The sequence below is a fragment of the Amycolatopsis sp. AA4 genome (assembly GCF_002796545.1).
Taxonomy (GTDB): domain Bacteria; phylum Actinomycetota; class Actinomycetes; order Mycobacteriales; family Pseudonocardiaceae; genus Amycolatopsis.
In genome coordinates this window covers 7,766,142-7,789,821 of sequence record NZ_CP024894.1, presented here as the reverse complement: position 1 = coordinate 7,789,821, position 23,680 = coordinate 7,766,142, and the positions used below count along the sequence as shown (strand labels likewise).

Sequence of the window (23,680 nt, the reverse complement as noted above, 5' to 3'; positions counted from 1 at the left end):
CAACGGGCGAAGCTTACCTGTCGCGTGTTCCGGCTGAACTTGATCAGAACTGGTAGTACAGGAACGGGCTGAAAGTCCCCGTGGCCACCAGGATCGCCGCGTACACCAGTCCCACCGTCATGACGCCGATGCGCAGTGCGGTCGCTCCGCGGCTTCGCGACGATTCCAGCAGCGGGCCGGTCACCGGGTGCGCCGGGAGGATGAACACGATCAGCGCCAGCAGCAGGATCACCATCCGCTGGTTCGTCAGCGCGCTTTCCACGACGTCGCCGAGGCCGCCGAAGTCCGGGATCAGCATGTGGCCGATCATCGACAAGGCGTGGCCGAGATCGGCGGCGCGGAAGAAGACCCAGCCGAACACGACGAGGATCAGCGTCAGCAACCGGCGGGCGATGCGGGCGACCGGGCCGGCCGGGGCGTCGCCGAGCTGGAAGCGGCGTTCGATGACCAGCAGCGCGCCGTGGTAGCAGCCCCAGATCAGGAACGTCCATTGCGCGCCGTGCCAGAAACCCGTCAGCACGAAGACGATCGACAGGTTCCGATAGGTCTTGCCCGCGCCGGAACGGTTGCCGCCCAGCGGGATGTAGACGTAGTCGCGGAACCAGCGGGACAGCGACATGTGCCAGCGCCGCCAGAATTCCGTGATCGTCACCGACGAGTACGGGCGGGCGAAGTTCTCCGGCAGCCGGAAACCGAGCATGCGGCCGAGGCCGATCGCCATGTCCGAGTAGCCGGAGAAGTCGAAGAACAACTGCAGGGTGTAGCCGATCGCGCCGAGCCAGGCCGTCGTGAACGTCATCTGGTTCGCCGGGGTCGAGAAGCACGCCTCGACCATCGGGCTAAGCGAGTCGGCGATGATCGACTTCTTGCACAGGCCCAGCGCGAACCTCGGGAAGCCCGCGGCGATGTCGTCCAGCCGGTGCGAACGCCGCTGCGGAAGCTGGTCGGCGATCTCCCGGTAGCGCACGATGGGACCCGCCACCAGCTGCGGGAACATCGCGATGTACGCGGCGAACGACACCGGGTTGCGCAGCGCGTGCCGCTCGCCGCGGTAGATGTCCACCACGTACGAGATGTGGTGGAAGGTGTAGAAGGAAATGCCGATGGGCACCACGATGTTCGCGACGCCCAGGTCCCCGCCGAACCAATGCGCGACGGCCGCGATCTGCTGCGTCGCGAACCCGGCGTACTTCCAGATGACGAGCACGAGGACGTCGAGCGTGATGACGCCGATCAGGATCCGCTTCCGGCGCGTGCCGCGCACGTCCCACGGACTCGGCTCCAGCGCCGGTCCGGCCAGGAAGTTCACCGCCATGCAGAGCAGCAGCAGGAACAGGTACGGCCCGGCGCCGATCGTGTAGAACAGCAGGCTCGCGACCGCGACGATGCCGTTGCGCCAGCTGCGCGGGCACGCCAGGACCGCGATCAGCACCGCGGGCATGAAGTACCACAAGAACAGCGGCGAAACGAACGACATCGGTGACGGACCCCCTCGGTTCCGGAGGAGACCTTAGCCCGAGCGGGTGGCTCCGCGGGGCGATGCCCGACGGATCACAGCACGAATCACCGAGGGTGACGGATTTGGGCGGATTTCGCCCCTCGCGGCGGGAAGCGGCCCGGGGAGGCTGCGCCGCGGCCGGGAGCCGAGGGAAGCCGACGGGTGGGGGCGGCGATCAGGGAGCGGCCGGTTGGGGTGGCTCGGCGGGGGAGCAGTGGCGTGCGATGTGGCGGCGCGAGGGGCAGAGGGTGGCGCGGCTTAGCGGAAGGGCGGTGGGCTTGTGATGCGGCGGCGGGAGGTTCAGGCGGCTAGCGGGAACGTTGTAGGAGTCGGACTTGGCGGCCCGCGGGACTTCGATGGGGGCGGCCGAGCGGAACGGCGGGCGGTGCGCGAGGCGACGGCGCGAGGGCAGTAGGTGAGCGGCTGCGCAAGAAAGTCATGGCATGCGCTGCGGCAGCGCGAAGGGCGGGAGTTGGCGCGGCGGGGCGGTGGCCGTGCAGGAGCGGCGACGGGTTGGGGCGGAAGGGCGGTGGCCGTGCGGATGGGGCGGCGGGTTTGGGCTCACGCGTGCGAGAGGCCGGAAGGAAGGGCGGGCCATCCGGCCGTGGCGGGGCAGTTACGGCAGCTGAGCGGTAGCCACGCGAGACGGCAGCGCGAGGTGCGCGAGCCAGAAGACCCGAGAGGCCTGAGCAGAAGACGCGAGAGTCGTGAGCCAGAAGAGAGGCGCGAACCAGAAGCGAAGCAAGCGTTCCGGCAACCTCAATCGGTGATCCGGTCCAGCCACTCGCCCATCAACGCCTTCTCCGCCGCACTCAACCCCGAGACCTGTGGCAGCACCGCGCGCAAAGCCGTCGCCGCCGCGGCCGGGCCCGGGGTTCGCGAAACCGGCCGATCCGTGCTGATCGCTGCGAGCACCGCTTCCCGGGCCGCGGTCGAGACTGTCAGGTCGCGGGAATCCGGGGGCGTCGAGATCAGGCTCAACGTCGTCCCGGAGCCGGCGGCGTGGATCAGAGCCGCGGCGAGGGGTTCCGGCACCCGGAGCCGTCCGGCCGATGCGACGCGGCTGACTCGTGCCGCGAGGATTTCCAGGGCCTTTTCCAACGCGGGCGAACGGCCGGGCCGGGTCGTCATCAGCAGGTACAGCGCGGGGTTGGCCAGGCCGAGCTCCAGGTGCTGATCCCAGCCCCGCCGCAGGTCGTCCAACGGGTCCGCGGCGGGCGGCTCCGCGGTTTTCGCCGCCAGGTAATCGGCGTAGCCCTGGACGGTGATCGCGTCGAGCAGACCGTCCTTGTCTCCGAAAAGGCGATAAATCGTCGGCGGCTGGACGCCCGCCGCCGAGCTCACCGCGCGGGTCGACACCGCGTCCGGGCCGCCGCTGGTCAGCAGGTCCAGGGCCGCCGTGATGATGCGGGTGCGGGCGTCGTCGGGCATGTTATCGACGATAACAGGCCGGTGCTTCCACCGAAAAAATCAGACGCGTCCGGCGATCCGGCGGCGGCGGGCGACCTCGGCCAGCAGCACGCCGGCGGCGACCGAGGCGTTCAGCGACTCCACACCAGCGGCCATCGGGATCGACACCGTCGCGTCGCAGGTCTCGCGGACCAGCCTGGAAAGCCCGCGGCCTTCCGAGCCGAGCACGACGACCAGCGGGTCCGCGGCCAGTTCGAGTGCGTCGATGTCGACCGTGCCGTCCGCGTCGAGACCGACGATCATCAGGCCCTTCGACGCCCACGCGCGCAGCTGGCGGGTGAGGTTCGTGGCGACTGCGATCGGCAGCTTCGCCGCGGTGCCGGCGCTCGTGCGCCACGCGACCGCGGTCATTCCGGCGCTGCGGCGTTCCGGCAGGAGAACGCCCTGCGCGCCGAACGCCGCGGCGGACCGGATCACCGCGCCGAGGTTGCGCGGGTCGGTGACGCCGTCGAGCGCGACGAACAGCGGGGTGTTGCCCGAGTCGCGCGCGGCCTGCATCAGGTCGTCGGGGTGCGCGTACTCGAAAGGCGGCACCTGCAGGCCGAGGCCCTGGTGCATGGCCCGGTTGGTCTTGCGGTCCAGTTCCTCGCGCGGGATCTCCAGGATCGAGATGCCCTTGTCGCCCGCGAGCCGGACGGCCTCGTTGACCCGGTCGTCGATGTCGATGTTGAGCGCGACGTACAGCGCCGTGCCCGGCACGTCCGCGCGCAGCGCTTCGACGACCGGGTTGCGGCCGGCGATCAGCTCGGGGCGGTCGGCCTTCTTCTGCCGGGCCTGGTCACGCTTGTTGGCGGCGTTGGCAGCGCGGTACGCCTTGTGCCCGGGCCGGTCCTCGGCCTTCGGCGTCGGGCCCTTGCCCTCGAGCGCCTTGCGCCGCTGCCCGCCCGAACCGACGACGGCGCCCTTCTTGGTGCCCGTCTTGCGAATGGCACCTTTGCGCTGTGAGTTGCCTGCCATGAATCCTCAATCTCTGCTGCCGCGAGGAGGTCAGGAGTTCCTGACCGTCCACTGCGGACCGTTCGGGGTGTCTTCCACCGCGATCCCCGCCGCCACGAGACGGTCGCGGGCGGCGTCCGCGCGGGCGAAGTCCTTCGCCGCACGGGCCTCCTGGCGTTCGGCCAGCAGGGCTTCCACGAGCGTGCCGAGCGCGTCGCGGACGGGAGTGTCCGAGCCGCCGTCCGCCCAGTCCGGCGACAGCGGGTCGAGACCGAGCACGCCGGTCATCCCGCGGACCGTGCCGGCCAATTCGAGCGCCTTCGTGGTGTCGCCGCTGTCGAGGGCGGCGTTACCGTCGCGGACCGTGTTGTGCACCACGGCGAACGCGGCCGGGGTGGCCAGGTCGTCGTCCATCGCCGCGGCGAACTCCGCTGCCACCTCGCCCACCGGAACCGCTCCAGCCGACTCCGCCCGGCGCAGGAACGCCTCGATCCGCCGGTAGCCCTGGGCCGCCTCGGAAACCGCGCCGTCGGAGTACTCGACCGTGGACCGGTAGTGCGGCTGCACCAGGTAGTAGCGCAGTTCGGGCGCGCGGTAGCGCTCCAGCATCGCCGGGATCGAGACCGTGTTGCCCAGCGACTTCGACATCTTCTCGCCGGACATGGTCACCCACGCGTTGTGCAGCCAGTAGCGGGCGAACCCGTCGCCCGCCGCGTTCGACTGCGCGCGTTCGTTCTCGTGGTGCGGGAACACCAGGTCGACGCCGCCGCCGTGGATGTCGAACTCGGCGCCGAGGTAGTTGGTCGCCATCGCCGAGCACTCCAGGTGCCAGCCCGGGCGCCCGTCGCCCCACGGCGTCGGCCACGACGGTTCGCCCGGCTTCGCGCTCTTCCACAGCGTGAAGTCGCGCGAATCGCGCTTGCCGCGCGTGGGCGTCTCGCCCTGCTGGACCTCGTCGAGCTGCTGCCCGGACAGCGCGCCGTACTCCGGGAACGACTTCACCGAGAAGTACACGTCGCCGTCGACGGCGTACGCGTGCCCGGCCTCGATCAGCCGCTCCATCAGCTGGACCATCTGCGTGACGTGCCCGGTCGCGCGCGGCGTGACCGACGGCGGAAGGCAGCCGAGGTCCTCGTACGCCTTCTCGAACGCCCGCTCGTGCGTCGCCGCCCACTCCCACCACGGCCGGCCGGCGTCGGCGGCCTTCGTGAGGATCTTGTCGTCGATGTCGGTGACGTTGCGGACCAGCAGCACGTCGAGTCCACTGTGGAGCAGCCAGCGGCGGAGCACGTCGTAATTCAGCATGCCCCGGACGTGCCCGATATGCGGTACTCCCTGCACGGTGGCCCCACACACGTAGATCGACGCCGTTCCGCTGCGGACGGGAGTGAACTCCCGAGGGGCACGGGTCGCGGTGTCGTACAGGTGCAAAGCCACGAGGTAAAGGGTACCGGGACCACTGTGGGTCAGAGCACGCCGTGCTCCCGCAGCACGCCGAGCAGCGCGTCCGGCCGCTGCGCGGTGGGCAGCGGGTCCACCAGCGCGAACTGGCAGCCCAGCGCGCGGGCGCCGCCGTCGGCCTCCTCGCTGTCGCCGACCATCAGCGTCTCCTCGGCGCGCACGCCGAGCCGCTCGATCGCCGACTGGAAGATCTCCGGCTCCGGTTTCACCGCTCCGACCTCGAAGGACAGCGTGAACTCGGCGACGTGCGCGTCCCAGCCGCGCTGGCCGAACGCGGGCCGGATGTCGAACGCGATGTTGCTCAGCACGCCCGCCTTGCGCCCGCTGCTCGCGACCGCCTTGAGCGCGGCCTCGGTGTCCGGGTACGGCGTCCACTGGTCCGGCGTGATGAGCTGCTGGTACAGCGCCTCGGCCTGGTCGCGCCGGGGAACGCCGGACAGCCGCAGCACCTCCAGGTACACCTTCCGGTGCAGTTCCGGGTCGCGGTCGCGGTTGTGCCAGGCGTAGAGGTGCTCCTCGTCCAGTTCGACGGACTGCTCGACCGGCGCGGTCATCCGCCGCATCAGCTCGGTCTGCGCTTCGACGTCGAGCACCTCGCCGTCGTCGTCGCGCACGTCGTCGAGCCAGCCGTCCTGCTGCTCGAGCCGGAAAAGAGTGCCGGAGAAGTCGAACAACACCGCGTTGATGGCCACGTGCCAACCTTATCGGGCAATCCGGGTGCGATGCCGCCCGTTTGTGGTCCCCGGCTCACCTTCGCCGCGCTCAGCCGGCCGGGACGTACAGCTCCACGAACTCCGGCGTCGCGTCGAGCCGGACCCGCAGGATCGGGACCGCCTTGTTCACCGGGTCGCCGCGGTCGTCGAACGAGATCATGCCGCTCGCTCCCGGGACCGCCGACTGTCCGTGCAGCCGGTTCCGGGCCTGCAGCACGTCCTGCGCGGTGACCTCTTCCGGCAGAACCCGGGGGATGCCGCGGATGGCCCAGACCACGGTCAGCACCGCGTCGTGCGCCAGGATCGCGATGCCGTCGTCCAGCCGTTCGCGGGGGAAGACCGCGGTGAAACAGCCGTCGCACCCTGGTTCTTCGAAGCTCGCGACGGCCGCCTTGTTGAACGACTCCGGGTGGTCGCGCCAGGCCTGCGGATGCGCGAGACCGGGCGCGAGCACGGTGACGTTCGCCTGGAGGCCGCGGCGCATTTCCGGCCCGGGCGGGCCGACCTGGGCGAGGTCGCCGGTCAGCACGGTCAGGTGCCGATCGAGGCAGGGCCGCTGGGCGAGCTGCGCGACGAACGACTTCAGGTGGTCCTCGCGGCCGGCGAAGTACACGACGTCCGGGTTGTCGCCGCAGATGTTGGGCATCATCTGCAGGAACGTGTTCTCGATCCCGGGCAGGCTGGAGTCGTAGGACTCGGTGCGTCCGACGATCCGGTGCGCGGCGTCGGCGAACGTCCTGGCGAACGCGGTGGCCAGCGTCTTCGGGTACAGATCGCCGGGGTTCTGGTCCTGCACGACGGCGGCGGTGTGCGCGGTCGGCTTCAGGTACCCCGCCATCGAACTGCCGTAGGTCGAGCTGGTCGGGGACACCCGCAGGAACCCGGGGATCTGCGAGAACTCGTCGGCGGCGAGATGCGAGGCGACGACCGGGACGCGGTGGTCGGACAGCTTCTGGATCGCGCTGCGTGCGGTGCCGAGGCTCAGCCCGATCCCGGTCACGCCCACGATGCGGTCGGCTCCGGTGCGGCCGATCAGGTCGTCGACCACCGGCTCCCACTGTTTGAGCTGGCTGCCGGGGTTGGCGAGCAGCAACCGGATCAGCGGCACGCTGCCCCACGACTGCGTTTTGTTGGCCCGGTGCTGCGCGATATACGCCCCTTCGAGCTGGTGCCGCACCCATTCGGGGGAAAGAATGTCGTGGTCGGTGAGCGTCATCGGCAGCAGGACCGCGACGGTCACGTACGGCTTTCCGGAGCCGACGGTTTCAGTGTTTTCCTGATGAATTCTGTTTTCCACCTCCGCGAGGTCGGGGGAGAACACGAATTCGCCGTCCGTCGTGCCAACGCATTCGGAATTCTCGCCGCGCTCTTCGACGCCGGTGCCACAGGTCCGGTTCGCCTTGCTGATCGCCGGGACGACCACGACCACGGCGACCACGATGACCACGGCCAGCAGCACCACGCCGCCGCCCCACAGCCACTTCGCCCAAGCCGGCCGGGGCGGTTTGATCCGTTGCGTCATCGGTAGCGCTCCGCTCGCTCGTGCAACAGCATCGATCCTCGTCCCCGGCCTTGGGCCAGATGGTGGAATCCGCTCTCGATCGTGGCGTTGAGGGTGCCGCCCGGGTCGCCGAGCGGATCGCGCGCCAGCCACAGGGAAACGACCAGCCACGCCATGGTGGTCTCCAGTTCGCCTTCCCATTCGCCGACGCGCTGCTGCACCTGCGGGTACGGATCCGCGTTCTCCACCAGGCGGTTAGGCGCGGCCGTGATCGTGTCCAGTTCGCCCAGCCACGCTTCCGCGGTCGGCACGTCGAACTCGGCGTGCGGCGTGGTGAGCGGTTTGCACAGATGCGTCACCACCGCGTCGACGTTCTCGAGCGCGAGGTCGTGGTAGCGGGCGGCGGCGACGCGGCCGTTCTTCTCGTAGAAATCGCGGCAGCGAGTGTGCACCTTTTCCCAGCTCAACGGGTGATCGTCGGGGCGCGTCGCCAGCTTCCGCAGCAGCAGCCGGCGCAGCCACGGGTGCAGGACGTAGCGCGACGGATCGTCCGGATCCGCCCGCAGCCACAGCTGATCGGCGAGCTGTTTGAACAGCGGGCCCTCGCCCATCGGATTGCGCAGGTCGAGAATTTCCTTGTGGAACAGCATTTCCACGTCGACCGCGGCGCTCGCGGTGACGAGTTCCTGTCGGCTCGCCGTCGAGAAGTCCTGCAGCAGGTAGTCGCACATCTCGGCGAGCAAAGTGGACTCGCCGCCGTCGTCCAGGACGACCTTGGTGTACAAGGCTTCCCGCAACGTGTTCGGGTTGGCGGGATCGTATCGAGCGGCGACGGTCCGCAGTATCTCCTGGACCGCGCCGGGATGTCCGTCGGTGAGCCGGGACAGGAACCGCGGCAGCCGCGACGTCGGGTGCACGTCGTGCGCGGCGGCGACATCGACGACGTCGCCGCTGGAAAGCGTGCCGAGTTCCAGCAGGTACCACGGGGACCAGCGGTTGTCCGGCTGGCCGGGGAGCCAATCGGTTTCGACCTGTGCGGGCAGCCGCGGCACCGGCCAGTCGAGCCCGCTGGTCCGGTGCTCCGGGTTCCGGCGGATTTCCCGGTCGCTGCTCGGATGCGCGGTGACCATCGACCAGCTTTCGCCCCAGTCGGGATTCCACGTCCGGCTCGTCGCGATCACCACCAGCGGATCGGCCTCGTCCGGCGTGTGCCTGCGCGCCTCGACGAGCGCGCGCAGGAAGTCCTGTCCGCCCTTCGTGTGCGCGTTGTCCAGCAATACCAGGCAATTCATCGTCCGGCGGCTCCCGGAGAGGCCGGAGTACGCGCGGCGCAGGTCGGCGAGGAACGCGTCGCAGATGATCGCGTCGACCGCCGCCCGGTCCTCCTCGTCGCCGTGCGCGTGCTTGGCGATTTCGATCAGGAAGTCCTGGTGGTTGCCGGGTCCGGTCGGCATGGCCTTGACCTTGCCCATCAGCCGCCGCCGGTCGTACCAGCTGAGCCCGCGCAGCAGCAGTTCGGTCGCCTCGTGCCAACCAGGGAGGCTGCTGCCGGACGTGACCCCGCCGACGAGCTTGACGACGTCCACGATCGCGTCGCGATTGCGTTCCAGCGGCTGGTTTTTCGCGATCAGGTCCCGGAGTTTGCGCAGCGCGGCCCGGCGGTCGCCGAGTTCCACCGGCGCGCTCAGCACGAGCATGCACAGCCACAGCCGGGGAAACGCGATACGGCCGAATTGCCGCCATTGCCTGCCGAGATCAAAAGCCAGGTGGCCCAGCAGTTCCCGCGGCTGAATCTGCTCCCAGTCGCGCCGCTCGAAATCGACGAGCGCGTGCGGGATGTCCGCGCACCGCGAGCGCAATTCCTCCAGCAGGGCCGACTTCCCCGCACCGCGCACGCCGAGCGCCACCGCGATCGGCAGCGGTCTGCTCTGTCCTCCCGGACGGCTCAGCAGTTCTTCGACCAGCCTTCCGGTGATCGAACGTACTCCGGACAAGCGATGCGCATCGACGGGCATCGTCCCCCTTTGGCCGGGCGGCCCCGCTCCCTGCCGCCGCGAACGTCGCGGAATAACTATAATGAGCCGCGATTGCCCGCGCAGAAGTCCGCGGAGATTCGTGCCCGATCGGCAATGATCGTTTTCCGGGAATCGCGTTGTGGTCGCTGGTCAGCTATCGGCGAAAAAGGGAATATGACGATTTCCCGGCCGCGCGAATTCCGCTCAGCCGCGCACGAGCAGCGCGGTCGCGACCGCCGCGATGCCCTCGCCGCGGCCGGTGAGCCCGAGCCCGTCCGACGTCGTCCCGGAAACGCTCACCGGTCCGCCGACGGCGTCGCTCAGCACCCGCTGCGCCTCGTCGCGCCGTTTCCCGATCCGCGGGTGGTTGCCGATCACCTGCACGGTCGCGTTGGCCACCTGCCAGCCCTCCGCCGCCAGCAAGGCGCGCACCTCGACGAGCATGTCGGTGCCGTGCGCGCCGTCCATGCGCGGATCGCCGGTGCCGAATACCGCGCCGAGGTCGCCGAGACCGGCGGCGGACAGCAGGGCGTCGCACAGGGCATGGGCCGCGACGTCGCCGTCCGAGTGGCCCGCGCAGCCGTCGACCCCGGGCCAGAGCAGCCCGGCCATCCAGCATTCGCGGCCCGGTTCGATCGGATGGACGTCGACGCCGTTGCCTACCCGGAGATCGGTCACAGGGGATCCTCTCGGTCCCCGCCGGCGACGAGCGCCTCGGCGAGGGTGAGTTCGAAGGCGCTCGCGACGCGCATCGCGTCCGGATCGCCGGGGACGGTGGCCGCGCCCGCGGTGTCGGCGAGACCGGGGTCAGCGGAATCGGCGAGCGCGGAACGGAAAGCGGAAAGGGAAAAACCCACCGGGGTTTGCGCGCTGCGGAGACCGTCGCGATCGACCGTGGCGGTGACGATTCCGGATTCGTCGGTGGTTTTCACCGTGTCGGACATCGGCAGCACCGGCACGGCGACGGGCGCGCCGTTCCGGACCGCGGCCAGCACCCGCCGGATCGTCCGTTGTGGAGTGAACGCCCGCAGCGCGTCGTGCACCAGCACGACGGCGTCCGGCGCGAGAAGCGGCTCGACGGCGGCGAACGCCTGCCGGAGCGAGGAACCGGGAACGACCCGGCAGCCGAGGCCGCGCAGAGCCTCGGAAAACGACTTCGCACACCGCTCGGGGGCTGCGGCGACCACCAGATCGATCTCCGGTGTGCCGAGCAGCCCCCGCACGGTGTGCGTGAGTAGTGCTGCACCGCCGACGGCCGCGAGCGCGAGCTCGGGATCGGCCGGACGGTGCGCGACAGTCACGAACGCGACGCTGTGCACCTGTGGGTTCATCAGGTCGTGATCGTAGGGAACCGGTTGCCGCGGGGGCGAACCGGAGGACCCGGGGTCAGACCGTCGCGGTCTCCAGGACCTCGTCGAGGAGCGTTTCCGCCTTGCCCTCGTCGGTGCCCTCCGCGAGCGCGAGCTCGCTGACCAGGATTTGCCGTGCCTTCGCCAGCATGCGTTTCTCGCCGGCTGAAAGTCCGCGGTCCTTTTCTCGCCGCCAGAGGTCGCGCACCACTTCGGCCACCTTGTTCACGTCGCCCGAGGCGAGTTTCTCCAGGTTGGCCTTGTACCGACGAGACCAGTTCGTGGGCTCTTCGGTGTGCGGAGCACGCAGAACATCGAAGACCTTGTCCAGTCCCTCTTGCCCGACGACATCGCGTACGCCGACGATCTCGGCGTTGTCCGCGGGCACGCGAACCGTAAGATCCCCTTGCGCGACTTTGAGGACGAGGTACTTCTTTTCCTCGCCCTTGATCACGCGGGTCTCGATGGCTTCGATGAGTGCGGCACCGTGGTGCGGGTAGACGACGGTCTCTCCGACCTTGAAAACCATGTGTCCTCTGCCCCTTTCGCTGAGGTCCATCCTATCACGGCTGTTCGGCGGCCACCTAGCGGCCCGGGATCGTCGTCGCAGGTCAGCGGCTTGGGCAGGGCTTGACAAACCGGTTTTCGCCGTGCTCATGCAGGTGAGCCGACAGCGTCCGGACCGGGTCCGGGAGATCCTTTGTGGACAGTCGATCGGCCGGGAACGCACACCGGTTCCGCGCGCGGGAAACCGCCCGGCTAGTCTTCGGGAAGGACGAGGCCGTGAAAGGGAAGGACTCTGACGTGAGGCTGCAGAATCGCCGCGTGCTCGGCGCAGGCGTGTCGGCGCTCGGCGCCGCACTCGTGCTCGCCGGTTGCGGAGCCGGTCAGATCACCCAGACCGACACCCAGCAGCCCGCCGTCAACGGCACCTACGCCCAGGCGAAGACGATCATGCTGCGCAACGCCGCCGTGCAGTACCCGGCGCAGGGCCCCGGCTACCCGGCCGGTTCGCCCGCCCCGCTCACGCTCACGATCGTCAACCAGGGCCAGAAGGACGACAAGCTCGTCTCGGTGACGTCCGAGGGCGCCTCCGGTCCCGCGCAGATCTCCGGGGACACGGTGATCGTCGCCGGGCACTCGCTCGTGATCGGCCCGGCCGACGCGGTCGAGCAGGGCGCCCCGGCGAAGTCGGAGTCGGCGAACAGCACCCCGGCTTCCGAGATGAACTCGGTGCCCTCGAGCGCGCCCAGCTCGGCACCGAACAGCTCGGCGAACTCCGCCCCCAGCTCGGCGTCGAACACGCCGCAGGCGGGCGAGAACGGCGGGGCGGCGAGCCCGCTCGGCACCGGCAAGGTCGTGCTCCAGGGCCTCAAGCAGCCGCTGTGGCCGGGCGCGACGATCAAGGTCACCTTCACCTTCCAGAACGCCGGCCCGATCGTGGTCGCGCTGCCGGTCGCCGCGCCGGCGCACGCGGGCTCCTGATCGCGTCGCCGCGATTTTTGTCGGTGTCCGCCGATAGCCTCGCGGCGTGGTGAAGAAGACCAGCACCGTCCACCGGTGCGCGGAATGCGGGTACGAAACGGCGAAGTGGGTCGGCCGCTGCCCGGAATGCCAGGCGTGGGGCACGCTCGAGGAGCGCGGCTCCGCGAAACCGGCGATCGCGCGGGTGGCCGCCGGAGCGCCGAGCGCGCCCGCGCGGCCGATCGCCGAGGTCGACGTCGAGGCGGCCCGGGCCAAGGCCACCGGCGTGCCGGAGCTGGACCGGGTGCTCGGCGGGGGCCTCGTGCCCGGCGCGGTGGCGCTGCTGGCCGGGGAACCCGGGGTCGGCAAGTCCACGTTGCTGCTCGAGGTCGCCTACCAATGGGCGGTCACGGCCGGACGTTCGCTGTACGTCACCGGCGAGGAATCCGCGGGACAGGTCCGGCTGCGCGCCGAGCGCACCGGCAACGTGCACGGTGAGATGTTCCTCGCGGCGGAGAGCGACCTGTCCGCGATCCTCGGGCACGTCGACGCGGTGAAACCGGGCGTGCTGATCGTCGATTCGGTCCAGACCGTGGCATCGCCGCAGGTCGAGGGCTCGCCGGGCGGCGTGACGCAGGTGCGCGCGGTCACCGCCGGGCTCGTCGCGCTGGCGAAGGAACGCGGGCTGCCGGTCGTGCTCGTGGGACATGTCACGAAAGACGGTTCGGTCGCCGGTCCGCGCGTGCTGGAGCACCTGGTGGACGTAGTGCTGCAGTTCGAGGGCGACAAGCACTCCACGCTGCGGATGGTGCGCGGCATCAAGAACCGGTTCGGCGCGGCGGACGAGATCGGCTGTTTCGAGCTCACCGAGGAGGGCATCGTCGGCGTGCCCGACCCGTCCGGCCTGTTCCTGAGCCGGACGGCGGAGCCGGTGCCGGGCACCGCGGTCACGGTCGCGGTCGAAGGGAAACGGCCATTGCTGGGCGAGGTGCAGGCGCTGGTGTCGAGCAGCGGCATGCCGCAGCCGAGGCGCGCGGTGAGCGGCCTCGATTCGGCGCGGGTCGCCATGGTGCTCGCCGTGATGGAGAAACGCGGCCGGATGAAGCTGGGCGACAAGGACGTCTACGTCGCCACGGTCGGCGGCATGAAGATCACCGAGCCCGCCATCGACCTCGCGCTGGTGCTCGCGCTGACCTCGTCCCTGCACGACGTGGCGCTGTCGCCGCGGCTGGTGGCGGTCGGCGAGGTCGGGCTGGCGGGCGAGATCCGGCGGGTCCCGAACGTGGGCCGCCGGCTCGCTGAGGCGGCTCGGTTGGGCTTTACGCACGCGTTGGTGCCGCCGGATTCGGGCAAGCTGCCGGACGGTATCCGGGTGCTGGAGGTGCCGGACGTGGCGAGTGCGCTCAACGCGGCGAATCACGCGAAATGATCAGTCTCCTGCTCGGTCGGTGGTCTGGTAGGAGAACCGGGCGGAGCTGACCAGGGTGCCGGGCGCGAATCCGGTGGCGGGGCTTGTGGCGAGTGCCTGGATGTCGGTCAGGTGGGCTCGCGTGCGGTCGACCGAGACGAGCAGCCGGTACGGACCGGCGGGTGCCGCGTACTGCACGAAGTCCGGGCTGATCTGCACCACCTCGAAGCCGAGCGACGGGTTGTCCATCACTTTCTGGAAGGCGCCCCGCAGTTCGCGCGACGCGTATCCAGAAGCGAGCACGTTCAGGATCAGCCCGGTGGCCGATGGATAGCTGATGGGGGCGGGGATCTTCGGAGCGCCGTAGTTCACCGGCTGCGGCAGCGGTCCGACGCTCGTCGGCGGTCGCGGAGGGCTGCTCTCCTTCAGGAGGGTGCCGGTCAGCGTGTGGGTGTCGGTCGGCAGGCTCGCGACGAACTCCGGGGTCGGGTGGAACCAGCCCGGCAAGGCGCTCGGGGACGATTCGCCGGGGAAGCGGGAGTCGTGGGCGAACCGTCCGCCGGGCGCGGACTCCTCGGCCTGGGACGGTCCGTCCAATTTCGCGCGGGCCCGGTCGTCCCCGCCGAGCAGCGTCGGTGATTCGGCCCGGGTCCAGCGGCGTTTCCAGACCCCGGACTCGTCGGCCGGGATCCACAGATCCGCCTGCTCCCGGACCCGGAACACACTGGTCCCGCCCACCAGCGCGGTGCGGCTGTACTCGGTCACGACGTGGGTGAACGGCGCGCCCGCTTCGGGGCGCTCCGCCGGGGAACCGGGGCCCGCTGGAGCCAGCGTCGTCGGCGCGCTGGCGAGTTCCCGGACCACGACCACGCCGCCGGTGAGGAGCGCGACCGCGGCGGCCACGGCGATCCATCGCCACGCGCCCGAGCGGCTTTTCTGTTGCGGGACAACAGGTTCGTCCGATTCGCTCGCTGCCGCGGCGGCCCGCATCAGGCTCGCGCGAGCCCGGTCGAGTTCGGCCCGATCGGTGGCCCCCTCGTGCGGATGCAGCGCGGCGAGGGCCGCGTCGAGTTCGGCGTCGGACCACAGGTGCCGCACGGTGTCGTCGTTCACTGTTCCTTCGCCTCCTCGCGGGTCGATGCGGCTGCGTTGGTGCGCAGCCATCTGCGGATCCGATGCAGCCTCGAACGCACGGTGCCCGGCGGGATGCCGAGCGCCTCGGCGACTTCGACCGGTTCCAGCCCGGCCCACGAGACCAGCAGCAGGGTGTCGCGGTCGGCGACGCTCAGCTTCGCAAGCGCGCCGGCCAGCTGTGCCGCGCGGGCCTGCGCGTCGACTTGCTCGGCGACCCGGGTGTCGTGCCCGCCGTGGCCGCGGTCGCCGGAATTCGCGAGCCGCGCGGTGGCTCGCAGCGCCCGGGTTTCGCTGCGGACGTGGTGGCGCAGCAGGTTCGTCGCGATCCCGTACAGCCACGAGCGCGCGGTGCCCAGCTCCGGCTGGTACGAGTCCCGGCGGCGCAGCGCGACGAGGAACGTCTCGGCGACGAGATCGTGCGCGGTATCCGGGCCGACGCGGCGCGCCAGATACCGGTGCATGGTCGCCGCGTGCGCGTCGAACAGCCGCCCGAAGGCCGGGGCGGGATCGGGGCCGCCCAGGTCGGGGCGGTCCTGCGGGCCGGCCGACACCGGCTCGGGACCGTCATGGGTCACCTGCATGCCCGTTGTTGCCCGCACCGAGGGCGAGCGTTCACGGCGTCACCAGATGGGATGGTCGCTGAACTTCTCCAGCGTGCTCACCGACGGCCGCACGCACCAGAGCCCGGCGCTGTAGCCGATCAGGCCGATGGCGAAATTCGCGAACGTCGCGAGCAGTTCGGTGAACCCGAGCTTGCCGTGGTCGCCCCAGAGATCCACCAGTGCGGACGCCCCGAGCGCGATCAGGCAGCTGACCGACAGCAGGGTGAAACACGTGGTCAGCGCCGCGCGGGTGCCGCGGGCCCGCGCGATCACCAGGTAGTCGCCCTGCAGACAGCGGCGTGCGGATACCACCACCGCGGCGATGGCGAGCACGGACAGCAGCGGCAGCAGCAGTGCGGTGAGACCGAGCAAGCCGCGCGGCAGGCTGTGCCCGTGCAGCGGACGGTTCACGAGCGCGGTGATGCCGAACACGAGCAGGGTGCCGATCGCCAGGGAAACCCCGACGACCACGGAGGCGATGCGTACCCGGGCGGCGAACAGCGGCGGCAGCGGGGCGTACTCCGCGGCCTGTTGCCCGTAGTACTGCTTCACCGCATCACCTCCGCGCCGGCAACCCGAACGAACGTGCAAATGCTCGTGAAGACCACCTTAACGGAATGCGATTCCGGCAAGGTGGCCTCACGGCACTTGTCACCGAGGCGTGCTAACGGGCTTGCCTGATCAAGCCTTCTCGGCCAGGAGATTCGCGCACCGGATCAGGCCGATGTGCGAGTACGCCTGCGGGTGGTTGCCGAGCGAGCGCTCCGCGACCGGGTCGAACTGCTCGGGCAGCAGGCCGGTCGGGCCCGCCGCGTCGACGATCTGCGCGAACAGCTCCTCGGCCTCGTTGCGCCGCCCGGTGCACAGGTACGCCTCGATCAGCCAGGCCGCGCAGATGTGGAAGCCGCCCTCGCCGCCGGGAAGGCCGTCGTCGCGCCGGTAGCGGTACACCGTGGAACCGCTGCGCAGTTCGGCCTCGATCGCCGTCACGGTCTTCTGGAACCGCTCGTCCGCCGGGTCGATGAGGCCGGTGAGGCCCACGAACAGGGACGCCGCGTCGAGGTCGGTGCCGTCGTAGGCGGTGGTGAACGCCTGCACCTCCTCGTTCCAGCCGTGCTCGAGCACGTCGGCCTTGATCCGGTCGCGCAGCTTCGGCCAGGCGCCCGGGACGTCGCGGCCGTACTCGTCGCCGAGCCGCACCGCGCGGTCGATGGTCACCCAGCACATCACCCGCGAGTACACCCGGTGCCGCGGCACGTGCCGCTCTTCCCAGATGCCGTGGTCCGGCTCGTTCCAGCGCCGCGTGACGGCCTCGGCCATCGCGCGCACCATCTGCCAGTCCTCGTCGCGCAGTTCGCCGCGCACCTCCGCCAGCGTGGCGACCAGTTCCACGACCGGGCCGAACACGTCGAGCTGCACCTGGTGGTTGGCCAGGTTGCCGACGCGCACCGGCCGCGAACCGGCGTACCCGGGCAGCGATTCGATGACCGCCTCCGCGCCGATGACGCTCCCGGCCAGCGTGTACAGCGGGTGCAGCCGCTCCGGGCCGGCCAGCGTGGCGAGCACGCCGTGCAGCCACTTCAGGTAGCCCTCGGCCTCCTCGTGCGAGCCGAGGTGCACCAGTTCGCGCACGGTCATCGCGGCGTCGCGGATCCAGCAGTAGCGGTAGTCCCAGTTGCGGACCCCGCCGATCTCCTCCGGCAGCGACGACGTCGCGGCGGCCAGCACGCCGCCGGTGTCGGTGTTGACCAGTCCGCGCAGGGTCAGCGCGGAGCGGCGCACCAGTTCGGTCTGGACAGTCGGCAGCTTGAGCTTCGCCGCCCAGTCGCTCCAGTACCGGCCCGCCCGGTCGCGACGGTCCACTTCGGACAGTTCGTGCGCGGCGAGTTCCGTGGTGCCGCAGCGCAATTCGAGCACGACCGGCTGTTCCGGCGTCGGCTGGACGAGCGCGGTCGCGGTGTCCTGCAGGCCGTCGGAGGTGATCGACCATTCGACGCCCGGCGAGCGCAGCACGAACGGCTCCGACGTGCCCAGCACGCGCAGGCCGTCCTCCTCGGCGACCAGCCGCACCGGCACGCCGCCGAACTCCGGCCGCGGCGCGAAGACGACCTGCGCCACCGCCTCGCCGGAGATCACGCGCACGAGGTCGGTGCGGTGGCCGGGGCTTTCCGGTTCGAGATAGTCCGTGACGAGCAGCCGCGACCAGCGCGTTTCGACCGTCATCGTGTTCGGCAGGTAGCGCTGGCCGAGCGGGAGCCCGTTGCGGTGCGGTTTGATCGAGAAATGCCCGGCTCCGGGACCGCCGAGCAGGTCGGCGAACACCGCGGGGGCGTCCGGGCCGGGGTGGCACAGCCAGGTCAGCTTCGCGTCCGGCGTCACGAGCGCGACCGAGCGCTCGTTGGCCAGCAGCGACAGCCGCTCGATCGGCGGCGCGGACTCGCCGTAGAGCCAGTTCCGCCGCTCTTCCAGGAGGAACGCGAGCACCATCGCGACGTCGACGGTGTCGGGCACGCGGTACTCGGCGAGCGATTCGCCGTCGCCGACCTTGATGCCCAGGTCCGGCCCGGCGAGCCGGGCGAACGCCTTCTCGTCGGTGACGTCGTCGCCGAGGAACACCGCCGCGGTGGCTCCGACCTGGTGGCGCAGGGTGTCCAGGGCGTTGCCCTTGTCGGTCTTCACGACCGCGAGCTCGACGACTTCCTTGCCGTCGGTGGTCGTGACGCCTTCCCACGTCGACGGGCCCTCGTGCACGGCCGAGAGCACGCGCCGGCCCGCGTTGTGCTCGGCGCGGCGCACGTGCACCGCGATGCTCGCCGGCTTGACCTCGAGCGACACCCCGGGCACGTCGAGCACCAGCTGTTCCAGCTCGTGTTCGAGCCGCCGGTGCAGCGCCTTCGCGTCCTCGTCGAGCGCGTGGATGAAGCCGATGTCGAACTCGGACCCGTGGCTGCCGACCAGGTTCACCTCGGACGGCAGCCGCGACAGCGTCGCGAGGTCGCGCAGGGCCCGGCCGGAGATCACGGCGGTGGTGGTTTCGTGCAGGCCGGCGAGAGATCTGAGCGCGCCGACGGACTCGGGCAGCGGCCGCGCCTCGTCCGGGTTGGCGGTGATCGGGGCCAACGTGCCGTCGTAGTCGCAGGCGACCAGCAGGCGCGGGGTACGGGCGATCTGCACGATCGCGCGCCGTAGCTCCGCGGGCAACGCCTCGGCGGTCAACACTCCTCCTCAGGAGGTCCAGCGCGGTACGGGGGAGGGGGTCAGTCGGCCGGTTCGGCACCCAGCGCCTGGAGGAACGAACGCGCCCACCGGTCGACGTCGTGGGTGAGGACCTGGCGACGCATGGCGCGCATCCTGCGTCGGCCCTCGGCGGGGTCGAGCGTAATGGCAGCCTCCAACGCGTTCTTCACCCCGTCCAGATCGTGCGGGTTGACGAGGAAAGCGCTGGTCAGTTCGGCCGCCGCGCCGGCGAACTCGCTGAGCACCAGAGCGCCGCCGAGATCCGGGCGGCACGCGACGTACTCCTTGCACACGAGATTCATCCCGTCGCGCAGCGGAGTCACCACCATGACGTCGGCCGCGGAGAAGAAGGCGGCCAGCTCGGTGCGGTTCACGGATTGGTGCAAATAGTGCACGACCGGGTGGCCGACGCGGGCGAACTCGCCGTTGATCCGGCCGACCATCTGCTCGATCTCGCCGCGCATCCGCTGGTAGTGCTCGACGCGCTCGCGGCTCGGCGTGGCCAGCTGCACGAAGGTGACGTCGCCGGGTTCGAGACGGCCCTCGTGCAGCAGCTCGTGCAGCGCCTGCAGCCGCAGGTCGATGCCCTTGGTGTAGTCAAGCCGGTCGACGCCGAGCAGCACCGTCTTCGGGTTGCCGAGGTCGCGGCGGATCTGCTTGGTGCGCTCGACGACGCCCTTGCTGCGCGCGAGCGAGTCGAGGCCGGCCGCGTCGATGGAGATCGGGAACGCGCCGACGCGCACGGTGCGGTCGCCGACCTGCACCATGCCCGGCCGGGACCGGACGCCGACCGCGCCGCGGGTGGGTTCGAGGCCGACCAGCTGCCGGGCCAGCCACAGGAAGTTCTGCGCGCCGCCGGGCCGGTGGAAACCGATCAGGTCCGCGCCGATCAGGCCGCGCACGATCTCCGCGCGCCACGGGAGCTGCATGAACAGCTCGACCGGCGGGAACGGGATGTGCAGGAAGAAGCCGATGCGCAGGTCGGGGCGCAGTTCCCGGAGCATCCGGGGCACCAGCTGCAGCTGGTAGTCCTGGATCCACACGGTCGCCCCGTGCGCGGCGACCGCGGCGCTGGCCTCGGCGAAACGGCGGTTGACCTTCACGTAGCTGTCCCACCACGACCGGTCGAACACCGGCCGCTCGACGACGTCGTGGTAGAGCGGCCACAGCGTGGCGTTGGAGAAGCCCTCGTAGTAGTCGCGCACCTCGGCCGAGCTGAGCGACACCGGGTGCAGGACGAGGCCGTCGTCGTCGAACTCGTCCACGTCGACGTCCGGCACGCCCGGCCAGCCGACCCAGGCGCCCTTGCGGGACCTCAGGAACGGTTCGAGCGCCGAGACCAGTCCTCCCGGACTGGCGGTCCAGCGCTGCTGCCCGTCCGCGGTCCGTTCGAGGTCGACGGGCAGCCGGTTGGCCACCACGACGAAATCCGCGGACGGTGCGCTGTTCCGGTCGGCGATCGCGTCAGTCACTCCAGCTGCTCCCTCGTCTTCGGCGGGTCGCGGCCCCAAGAGAAACCCTAGCGCGCGCGGAGTGACCGGCCGGTGACCAACTGGTTACTCCAAACGCCGTTCGGTCGGTTCCATCGGTCCCGCGAGCCGGGGCCCGGAGAGCTTCCGCTCGAGCCTGCCGAGCCCGGTGCGGACCGGCTGGGCGAGGTATTCGCCCAGTACAACGCCCGCCGCGAGGGCGAGTCCGATGGCGACCGCGGTCATCAGGGTCGAGATGTTGCCGCCTGGCGAAACCGCTAATTGGTATAGACCACGATAGGTGGAGAGACCGGGGAGCAGCGGAGTGATCCCGGACACGGCGACCACGAGCGGAGTAACCTTCAGCCGCCGCGCCATCACCCCGCCGCAGAACCCGACGAGCGTCGCCGCGATCGCCGACGCGCTCACCGCGTCGAGGGTGGCCAGGATCAGCGCGCCGTACACGAGCGCACCGATCCCGCCCGCCGCGGCGGCGACGAGCATCGCGCGCAGTTTCGAGTACGAGGCGAGGGCGAAGCAGGCGGCCGCGCCGGCCCCGCCGACGACGATGATCGGCAGGTGCTGCGCGGTCGAGACGGGCACGTCCGGCAACGGGGTGCGCGGCAGTTCGAGCATCACCGCGATCCGCAGTGCGAGCACCACGCCCGCGATCAGCCCGGCACTCATCAACGCGGTTTCCATCGTGCGGCCGGACGCGGTCACGTAATACCCGGTGATCCCGTCCTGCACCGCGGAAACCGTGGAGAGCCCGGAAAGGAGCACGGTGACCGCCGCGGCGACCACCAGCGTCGGCCGGTCGGTGGTGAGGATGTTGCTGCTGACGATGATCATCGCCGACAGCGTCGCGAAGAGGCCGCCGACCACCTGCTGGAAGAAGAACGGCAGGTTGACCTTGTTGAGCAGCCTGCCGATCCGGTCGACCGCGGCGGAGATGACCATCGCGACGAGCGCGATGTCGATGCCCCCGCCGAGCAGCAGCGTGATGAACCCGGCCAGCCCGCCCCAGGCGGCGGTCGCGGTCCAGCGCGCGTACGGGTGCGGCGCGGAGGTGATCCGGTCCAGTTCGGTGACCGCTTCCTCGGCCCCCGTGCGCCCGCGGACGATCTGGCGCACGAGCGCCTCGGTCTCGGTCAGCCGGGTGTAGTCGAGACTGCGCGAACGGACCACTCGCAACGCGGTCACCGGCGCGAGGTCGGTGCCGCGGTGACAGGTGACGGTGATCGACGTGAAGATGACGTCGACCTCGCAGTGCGGCAGCCCGAGCGCGGAGGTGAGCGCGAGAATGGTCGCGGTGACGTCGGAAGCCCCGGCGCCGCTGGCCATCTGCACTTCGCCGATCCGCAGGGTGAGATCCAGAACGAAGTTGACGGTCGCGTCGTCCGGCGGCTTGGGCCCGATCGCCTCCTCGGACTCGACTGCGGGCTGTTCCGCCGTCGGCGCCTCGAGAATGTGCCAGGCGCGCCGGCGCAGAAGATTGGGCCGATGCCGCTGGTTCGACCGCGGGTGCGGGGGCTCGAGAATCGGCCACCGTCTGCGCGCCGCCCCCTGGCCGGCACGCTCGTTGATCTTCATGATCGATCCCCACCTCCTCGTTCGTTCCCGGGGACCATCGGCCGTACCGCCCCAGCTGTTGCAGTGGTCTCCGACACACCTGTAGCCGATCGTGCCGCATAGGGTCGGATCACGCCGGTTTCCCCTGCTGACCTGGGGCTGGGGGCGGGTTGCCCGGGCGCGGCGGGGGCGGCCCGATATACTTTTGGCGCGCCCGGCGCCGGGTGCGTGCCGGTATAGCTCAGTTGGTAGAGCATCTGTCTTGTAAACAGAAGGTCAGGGGTTCGAACCCCCTTGCCGGCTCCACTGTAGAACTCCCGCTGAACGGCGGGTTAGCGCGAATCAGCTCGTTCGACGAGTGTTCAAATTGGTCGGTTCGGCACTCTGGTTGCGCGAGGGTTGCGCGAATGCGCCGCCGCGAGGCACCACGGGCTCACTGGTGCGCACTCTGGCTCGCCGAAGCCTTGCGCGTCACCCGGCCCGGGGGCTGTTGTCTTCTCTTCACTGACTGGCGGCAACTCCCTTCCGCCACCGATGTACTGCAGGCCGGCGCGTGGGTCTGGCACGGCGTCGTCCCATGGCTCAACCTCAACGCGCGCCCTATGGCCGGCCGGTTCGCCAATGCCGCCGAATATGTCGTGTGGGGTTCCGCAGGGGGCGAGGGAGATCGTCCCCGAAGCCGGAACTGTGCTGGATCCCTTCATGGGTCAGGCACGACCGGTGTCGCTGCGGTGCTTGAACATCGCCGGTTCGTCGGCGCCGAACTGCTCGACCACTTTGCCACGATCGCTGAACCCGGGATGGGAGCCGGGCAGGAGGCGTCGAACACGCCGCTGCACTTGACCGCGCTCGGGCACAGCTACGGCTCCAGCACCACCGGGTATGCCCTCGGCCATGACACCCCGGTGCAGGACGCGATGCTGTTCGGCTCCCCCGGCCAGGGCGCCGAACATCTGAAGGTGCCGCAAGGCCACCTCTTCGCCGCACAGGACGCCGGAGACACCCTCGTCCCCAACTACGGCGACACCGGAGCGCTCGGGCCCAGCCCCTACTTCAGCCCGGACGCGAGCAGCTACCACCAGATGTCCACCGACGCCAGCGTCACCGAAGCAGGACCACGCAGCGCAACCGAAGGCCACAGCGGCTACCTCGACGCAGGATCGACCAGCATGTACAACATGGCCGCCATCACCACCGGACATCCCGACCTCGCCCAGTACAAGGGCACCGTTCTCGCCGAAGGCCCCCGATGACCCCGCACCCCAGTCGCCTGCACGCGGCGCTCGCCGTCGCCCTGACCGCCGCCGCTCTGACCGCGTGCAGCGTCGAAAAATCGCCCTTCCCTGGAGACAACGTGGACCGAGACCCCGCAGAAGTCTGGACCGCATTGATGCGACTGCCCGACACCGACCAAGCCCGCCAGCAATACCAGCAACTCGACACCGAACTCCGCCAAGCCCTCACCGCCGCCATACCCAAACTGTCCCCTTGGACGCCGCTTGGCAACGGCTCGCGTGCAGCATGCGGTGCGCGGTTCCCCGCCATCGGCAACGACGGAGAGAGCGAACACCTGGGCGACCACGGCGTGGCCGGGAACCTGCCCGACGCGGACTACGAGAAAGCCCTCACCGTCATCGGGACCGTCGCGCAGCGCTACGGATTCGAACCGCGCCCCCAGCGTCTGCATGACGCTCCCGGATCGCACGACGCGGTGTTCCACAACACGACCGATGAAGGGCAAATCTCTTTCGGTACTGCCCTGAATACCAGCCTGCAGCTAAGCCTCAGCTGTCATCTGTTCCCTGCCGCCAAACAACGCGGCACACCCTCGACTACGCCTTAACCAGAACG

20 protein-coding genes and 1 tRNA gene are annotated in these 23,680 nt (G+C 70.2%); 5 read left to right on the top strand and 16 right to left on the bottom strand.

Annotated elements, in window-relative coordinates:
* Window positions 1-43 precede the first annotated feature (43 nt).
* The 10 genes from CU254_RS36015 to CU254_RS35970 all read right to left on the bottom strand — a co-directional run bounded on the left by CU254_RS36015 (window position 44) and on the right by CU254_RS35970 (window position 11,472).
* A complete protein-coding gene (locus CU254_RS36015; protein ID WP_009084208.1) occupies window positions 44-1,477 on the bottom strand; it encodes an MBOAT family protein in 1,434 nt (477 codons plus the stop codon).
* Between the two features lie 780 nt (window positions 1,478-2,257).
* Window positions 2,258-2,929 (bottom strand): TetR/AcrR family transcriptional regulator, encoded by a 672-nt coding sequence (locus CU254_RS36010; RefSeq protein ID WP_009084207.1) that lies wholly within the window; start codon window positions 2,927-2,929, stop codon window positions 2,258-2,260.
* Between the two features lie 39 nt (window positions 2,930-2,968).
* A complete protein-coding gene (gene rlmB / locus CU254_RS36005; protein WP_009084206.1) occupies window positions 2,969-3,925 on the bottom strand; it encodes a 23S rRNA (guanosine(2251)-2'-O)-methyltransferase RlmB in 957 nt (318 codons plus the stop codon).
* Window positions 3,926-3,955: 30 nt separating this feature from the next.
* A complete protein-coding gene (cysS, locus tag CU254_RS36000; protein ID WP_009084205.1) occupies window positions 3,956-5,341 on the bottom strand; it encodes a cysteine--tRNA ligase in 1,386 nt (461 codons plus the stop codon).
* Between the two features lie 29 nt (window positions 5,342-5,370).
* Entirely contained in the window at window positions 5,371-6,057 is a 687-nt protein-coding gene (locus tag CU254_RS35995) for an HAD family hydrolase (RefSeq protein ID WP_009084204.1), read from the bottom strand.
* 70 nt (window positions 6,058-6,127) lie between these two features.
* A complete protein-coding gene (locus CU254_RS35990; RefSeq protein ID WP_009084203.1) occupies window positions 6,128-7,600 on the bottom strand; it encodes an ABC transporter substrate-binding protein in 1,473 nt (490 codons plus the stop codon).
* A complete protein-coding gene (locus CU254_RS35985; protein ID WP_009084202.1) occupies window positions 7,597-9,594 on the bottom strand; it encodes a hypothetical protein in 1,998 nt (665 codons plus the stop codon). The genes CU254_RS35990 and CU254_RS35985 overlap by 4 nt, the downstream gene beginning before the upstream one ends.
* A 204-nt stretch (window positions 9,595-9,798) precedes the next feature.
* A complete protein-coding gene (gene ispF / locus CU254_RS35980; RefSeq protein ID WP_037715922.1) occupies window positions 9,799-10,272 on the bottom strand; it encodes a 2-C-methyl-D-erythritol 2,4-cyclodiphosphate synthase in 474 nt (157 codons plus the stop codon).
* Window positions 10,269-10,913 carry a 2-C-methyl-D-erythritol 4-phosphate cytidylyltransferase gene (locus CU254_RS35975; RefSeq protein WP_037715920.1) on the bottom strand — a complete coding sequence of 215 codons (645 nt, stop codon included), beginning with the start codon at window positions 10,911-10,913 and terminating at the stop codon, window positions 10,269-10,271. The genes ispF and CU254_RS35975 overlap by 4 nt, the downstream gene beginning before the upstream one ends.
* Before the next feature lie 67 nt (window positions 10,914-10,980).
* Window positions 10,981-11,472: a CarD family transcriptional regulator gene (locus CU254_RS35970; protein WP_009084200.1), complete on the bottom strand. Its 492-nt coding sequence runs from the start codon at window positions 11,470-11,472 to the stop codon at window positions 10,981-10,983.
* A gap of 275 nt (window positions 11,473-11,747) precedes the next feature.
* Here CU254_RS35970 and CU254_RS35965 point away from each other — a divergent pair, with 275 nt between their 5' ends.
* Window positions 11,748-12,428, top strand: a complete 681-nt coding sequence (locus CU254_RS35965) for a hypothetical protein (protein WP_037718538.1) — start codon at window positions 11,748-11,750, stop codon at window positions 12,426-12,428.
* A 46-nt stretch (window positions 12,429-12,474) separates the two neighbouring features.
* Window positions 12,475-13,836, top strand: coding sequence for a DNA repair protein RadA (gene radA, locus CU254_RS35960; protein WP_009084198.1), 1,362 nt, complete (start codon window positions 12,475-12,477; stop codon window positions 13,834-13,836).
* On the opposite strand, the gene CU254_RS35955 is transcribed toward radA, so the two are convergent.
* The 6 genes from CU254_RS35955 to CU254_RS35930 form a co-directional block, all read right to left on the bottom strand.
* The gene (locus CU254_RS35955) at window positions 13,837-14,928 is read right to left on the bottom strand and encodes a hypothetical protein (protein WP_009084197.1); all 1,092 of its coding nucleotides are present in this window, start codon (window positions 14,926-14,928) and stop codon (window positions 13,837-13,839) included.
* A complete protein-coding gene (locus CU254_RS35950; protein WP_037715918.1) occupies window positions 14,925-15,530 on the bottom strand; it encodes an RNA polymerase sigma factor in 606 nt (201 codons plus the stop codon). Before CU254_RS35950 ends, CU254_RS35955 begins: the two co-directional genes overlap by 4 nt.
* A 39-nt stretch (window positions 15,531-15,569) precedes the next feature.
* Window positions 15,570-16,103 carry a hypothetical protein gene (locus CU254_RS35945; RefSeq protein WP_009084195.1) on the bottom strand — a complete coding sequence of 178 codons (534 nt, stop codon included), beginning with the start codon at window positions 16,101-16,103 and terminating at the stop codon, window positions 15,570-15,572.
* A gap of 129 nt (window positions 16,104-16,232) precedes the next feature.
* Window positions 16,233-18,767: a trehalose-phosphatase gene (otsB, locus tag CU254_RS35940; RefSeq protein WP_037718535.1), complete on the bottom strand. Its 2,535-nt coding sequence runs from the start codon at window positions 18,765-18,767 to the stop codon at window positions 16,233-16,235.
* A gap of 41 nt (window positions 18,768-18,808) precedes the next feature.
* On the bottom strand, window positions 18,809-20,260 hold the full coding sequence (locus tag CU254_RS35935; protein WP_009084193.1) for a trehalose-6-phosphate synthase: 1,452 nt from the start codon (window positions 20,258-20,260) through the stop codon (window positions 18,809-18,811).
* An 84-nt stretch (window positions 20,261-20,344) separates the two neighbouring features.
* Window positions 20,345-21,850 (bottom strand): threonine/serine exporter ThrE family protein, encoded by a 1,506-nt coding sequence (locus tag CU254_RS35930; RefSeq protein WP_009084192.1) that lies wholly within the window; start codon window positions 21,848-21,850, stop codon window positions 20,345-20,347.
* A gap of 209 nt (window positions 21,851-22,059) precedes the next feature.
* Here CU254_RS35930 and CU254_RS35925 point away from each other — a divergent pair.
* From CU254_RS35925 to CU254_RS35915, 3 genes are all read left to right on the top strand, one after another.
* Window positions 22,060-22,135, top strand: a tRNA-Thr gene (locus tag CU254_RS35925).
* Window positions 22,136-22,560: 425 nt separating this feature from the next.
* Window positions 22,561-23,082 (top strand): alpha/beta hydrolase, encoded by a 522-nt coding sequence (locus tag CU254_RS43370; protein WP_037715915.1) that lies wholly within the window; start codon window positions 22,561-22,563, stop codon window positions 23,080-23,082.
* The gene (locus CU254_RS35915) at window positions 23,079-23,672 is read left to right on the top strand and encodes an LppA family lipoprotein (protein WP_009084190.1); all 594 of its coding nucleotides are present in this window, start codon (window positions 23,079-23,081) and stop codon (window positions 23,670-23,672) included. The genes CU254_RS43370 and CU254_RS35915 overlap by 4 nt, the downstream gene beginning before the upstream one ends.
* Window positions 23,673-23,680 lie beyond the last annotated feature (8 nt).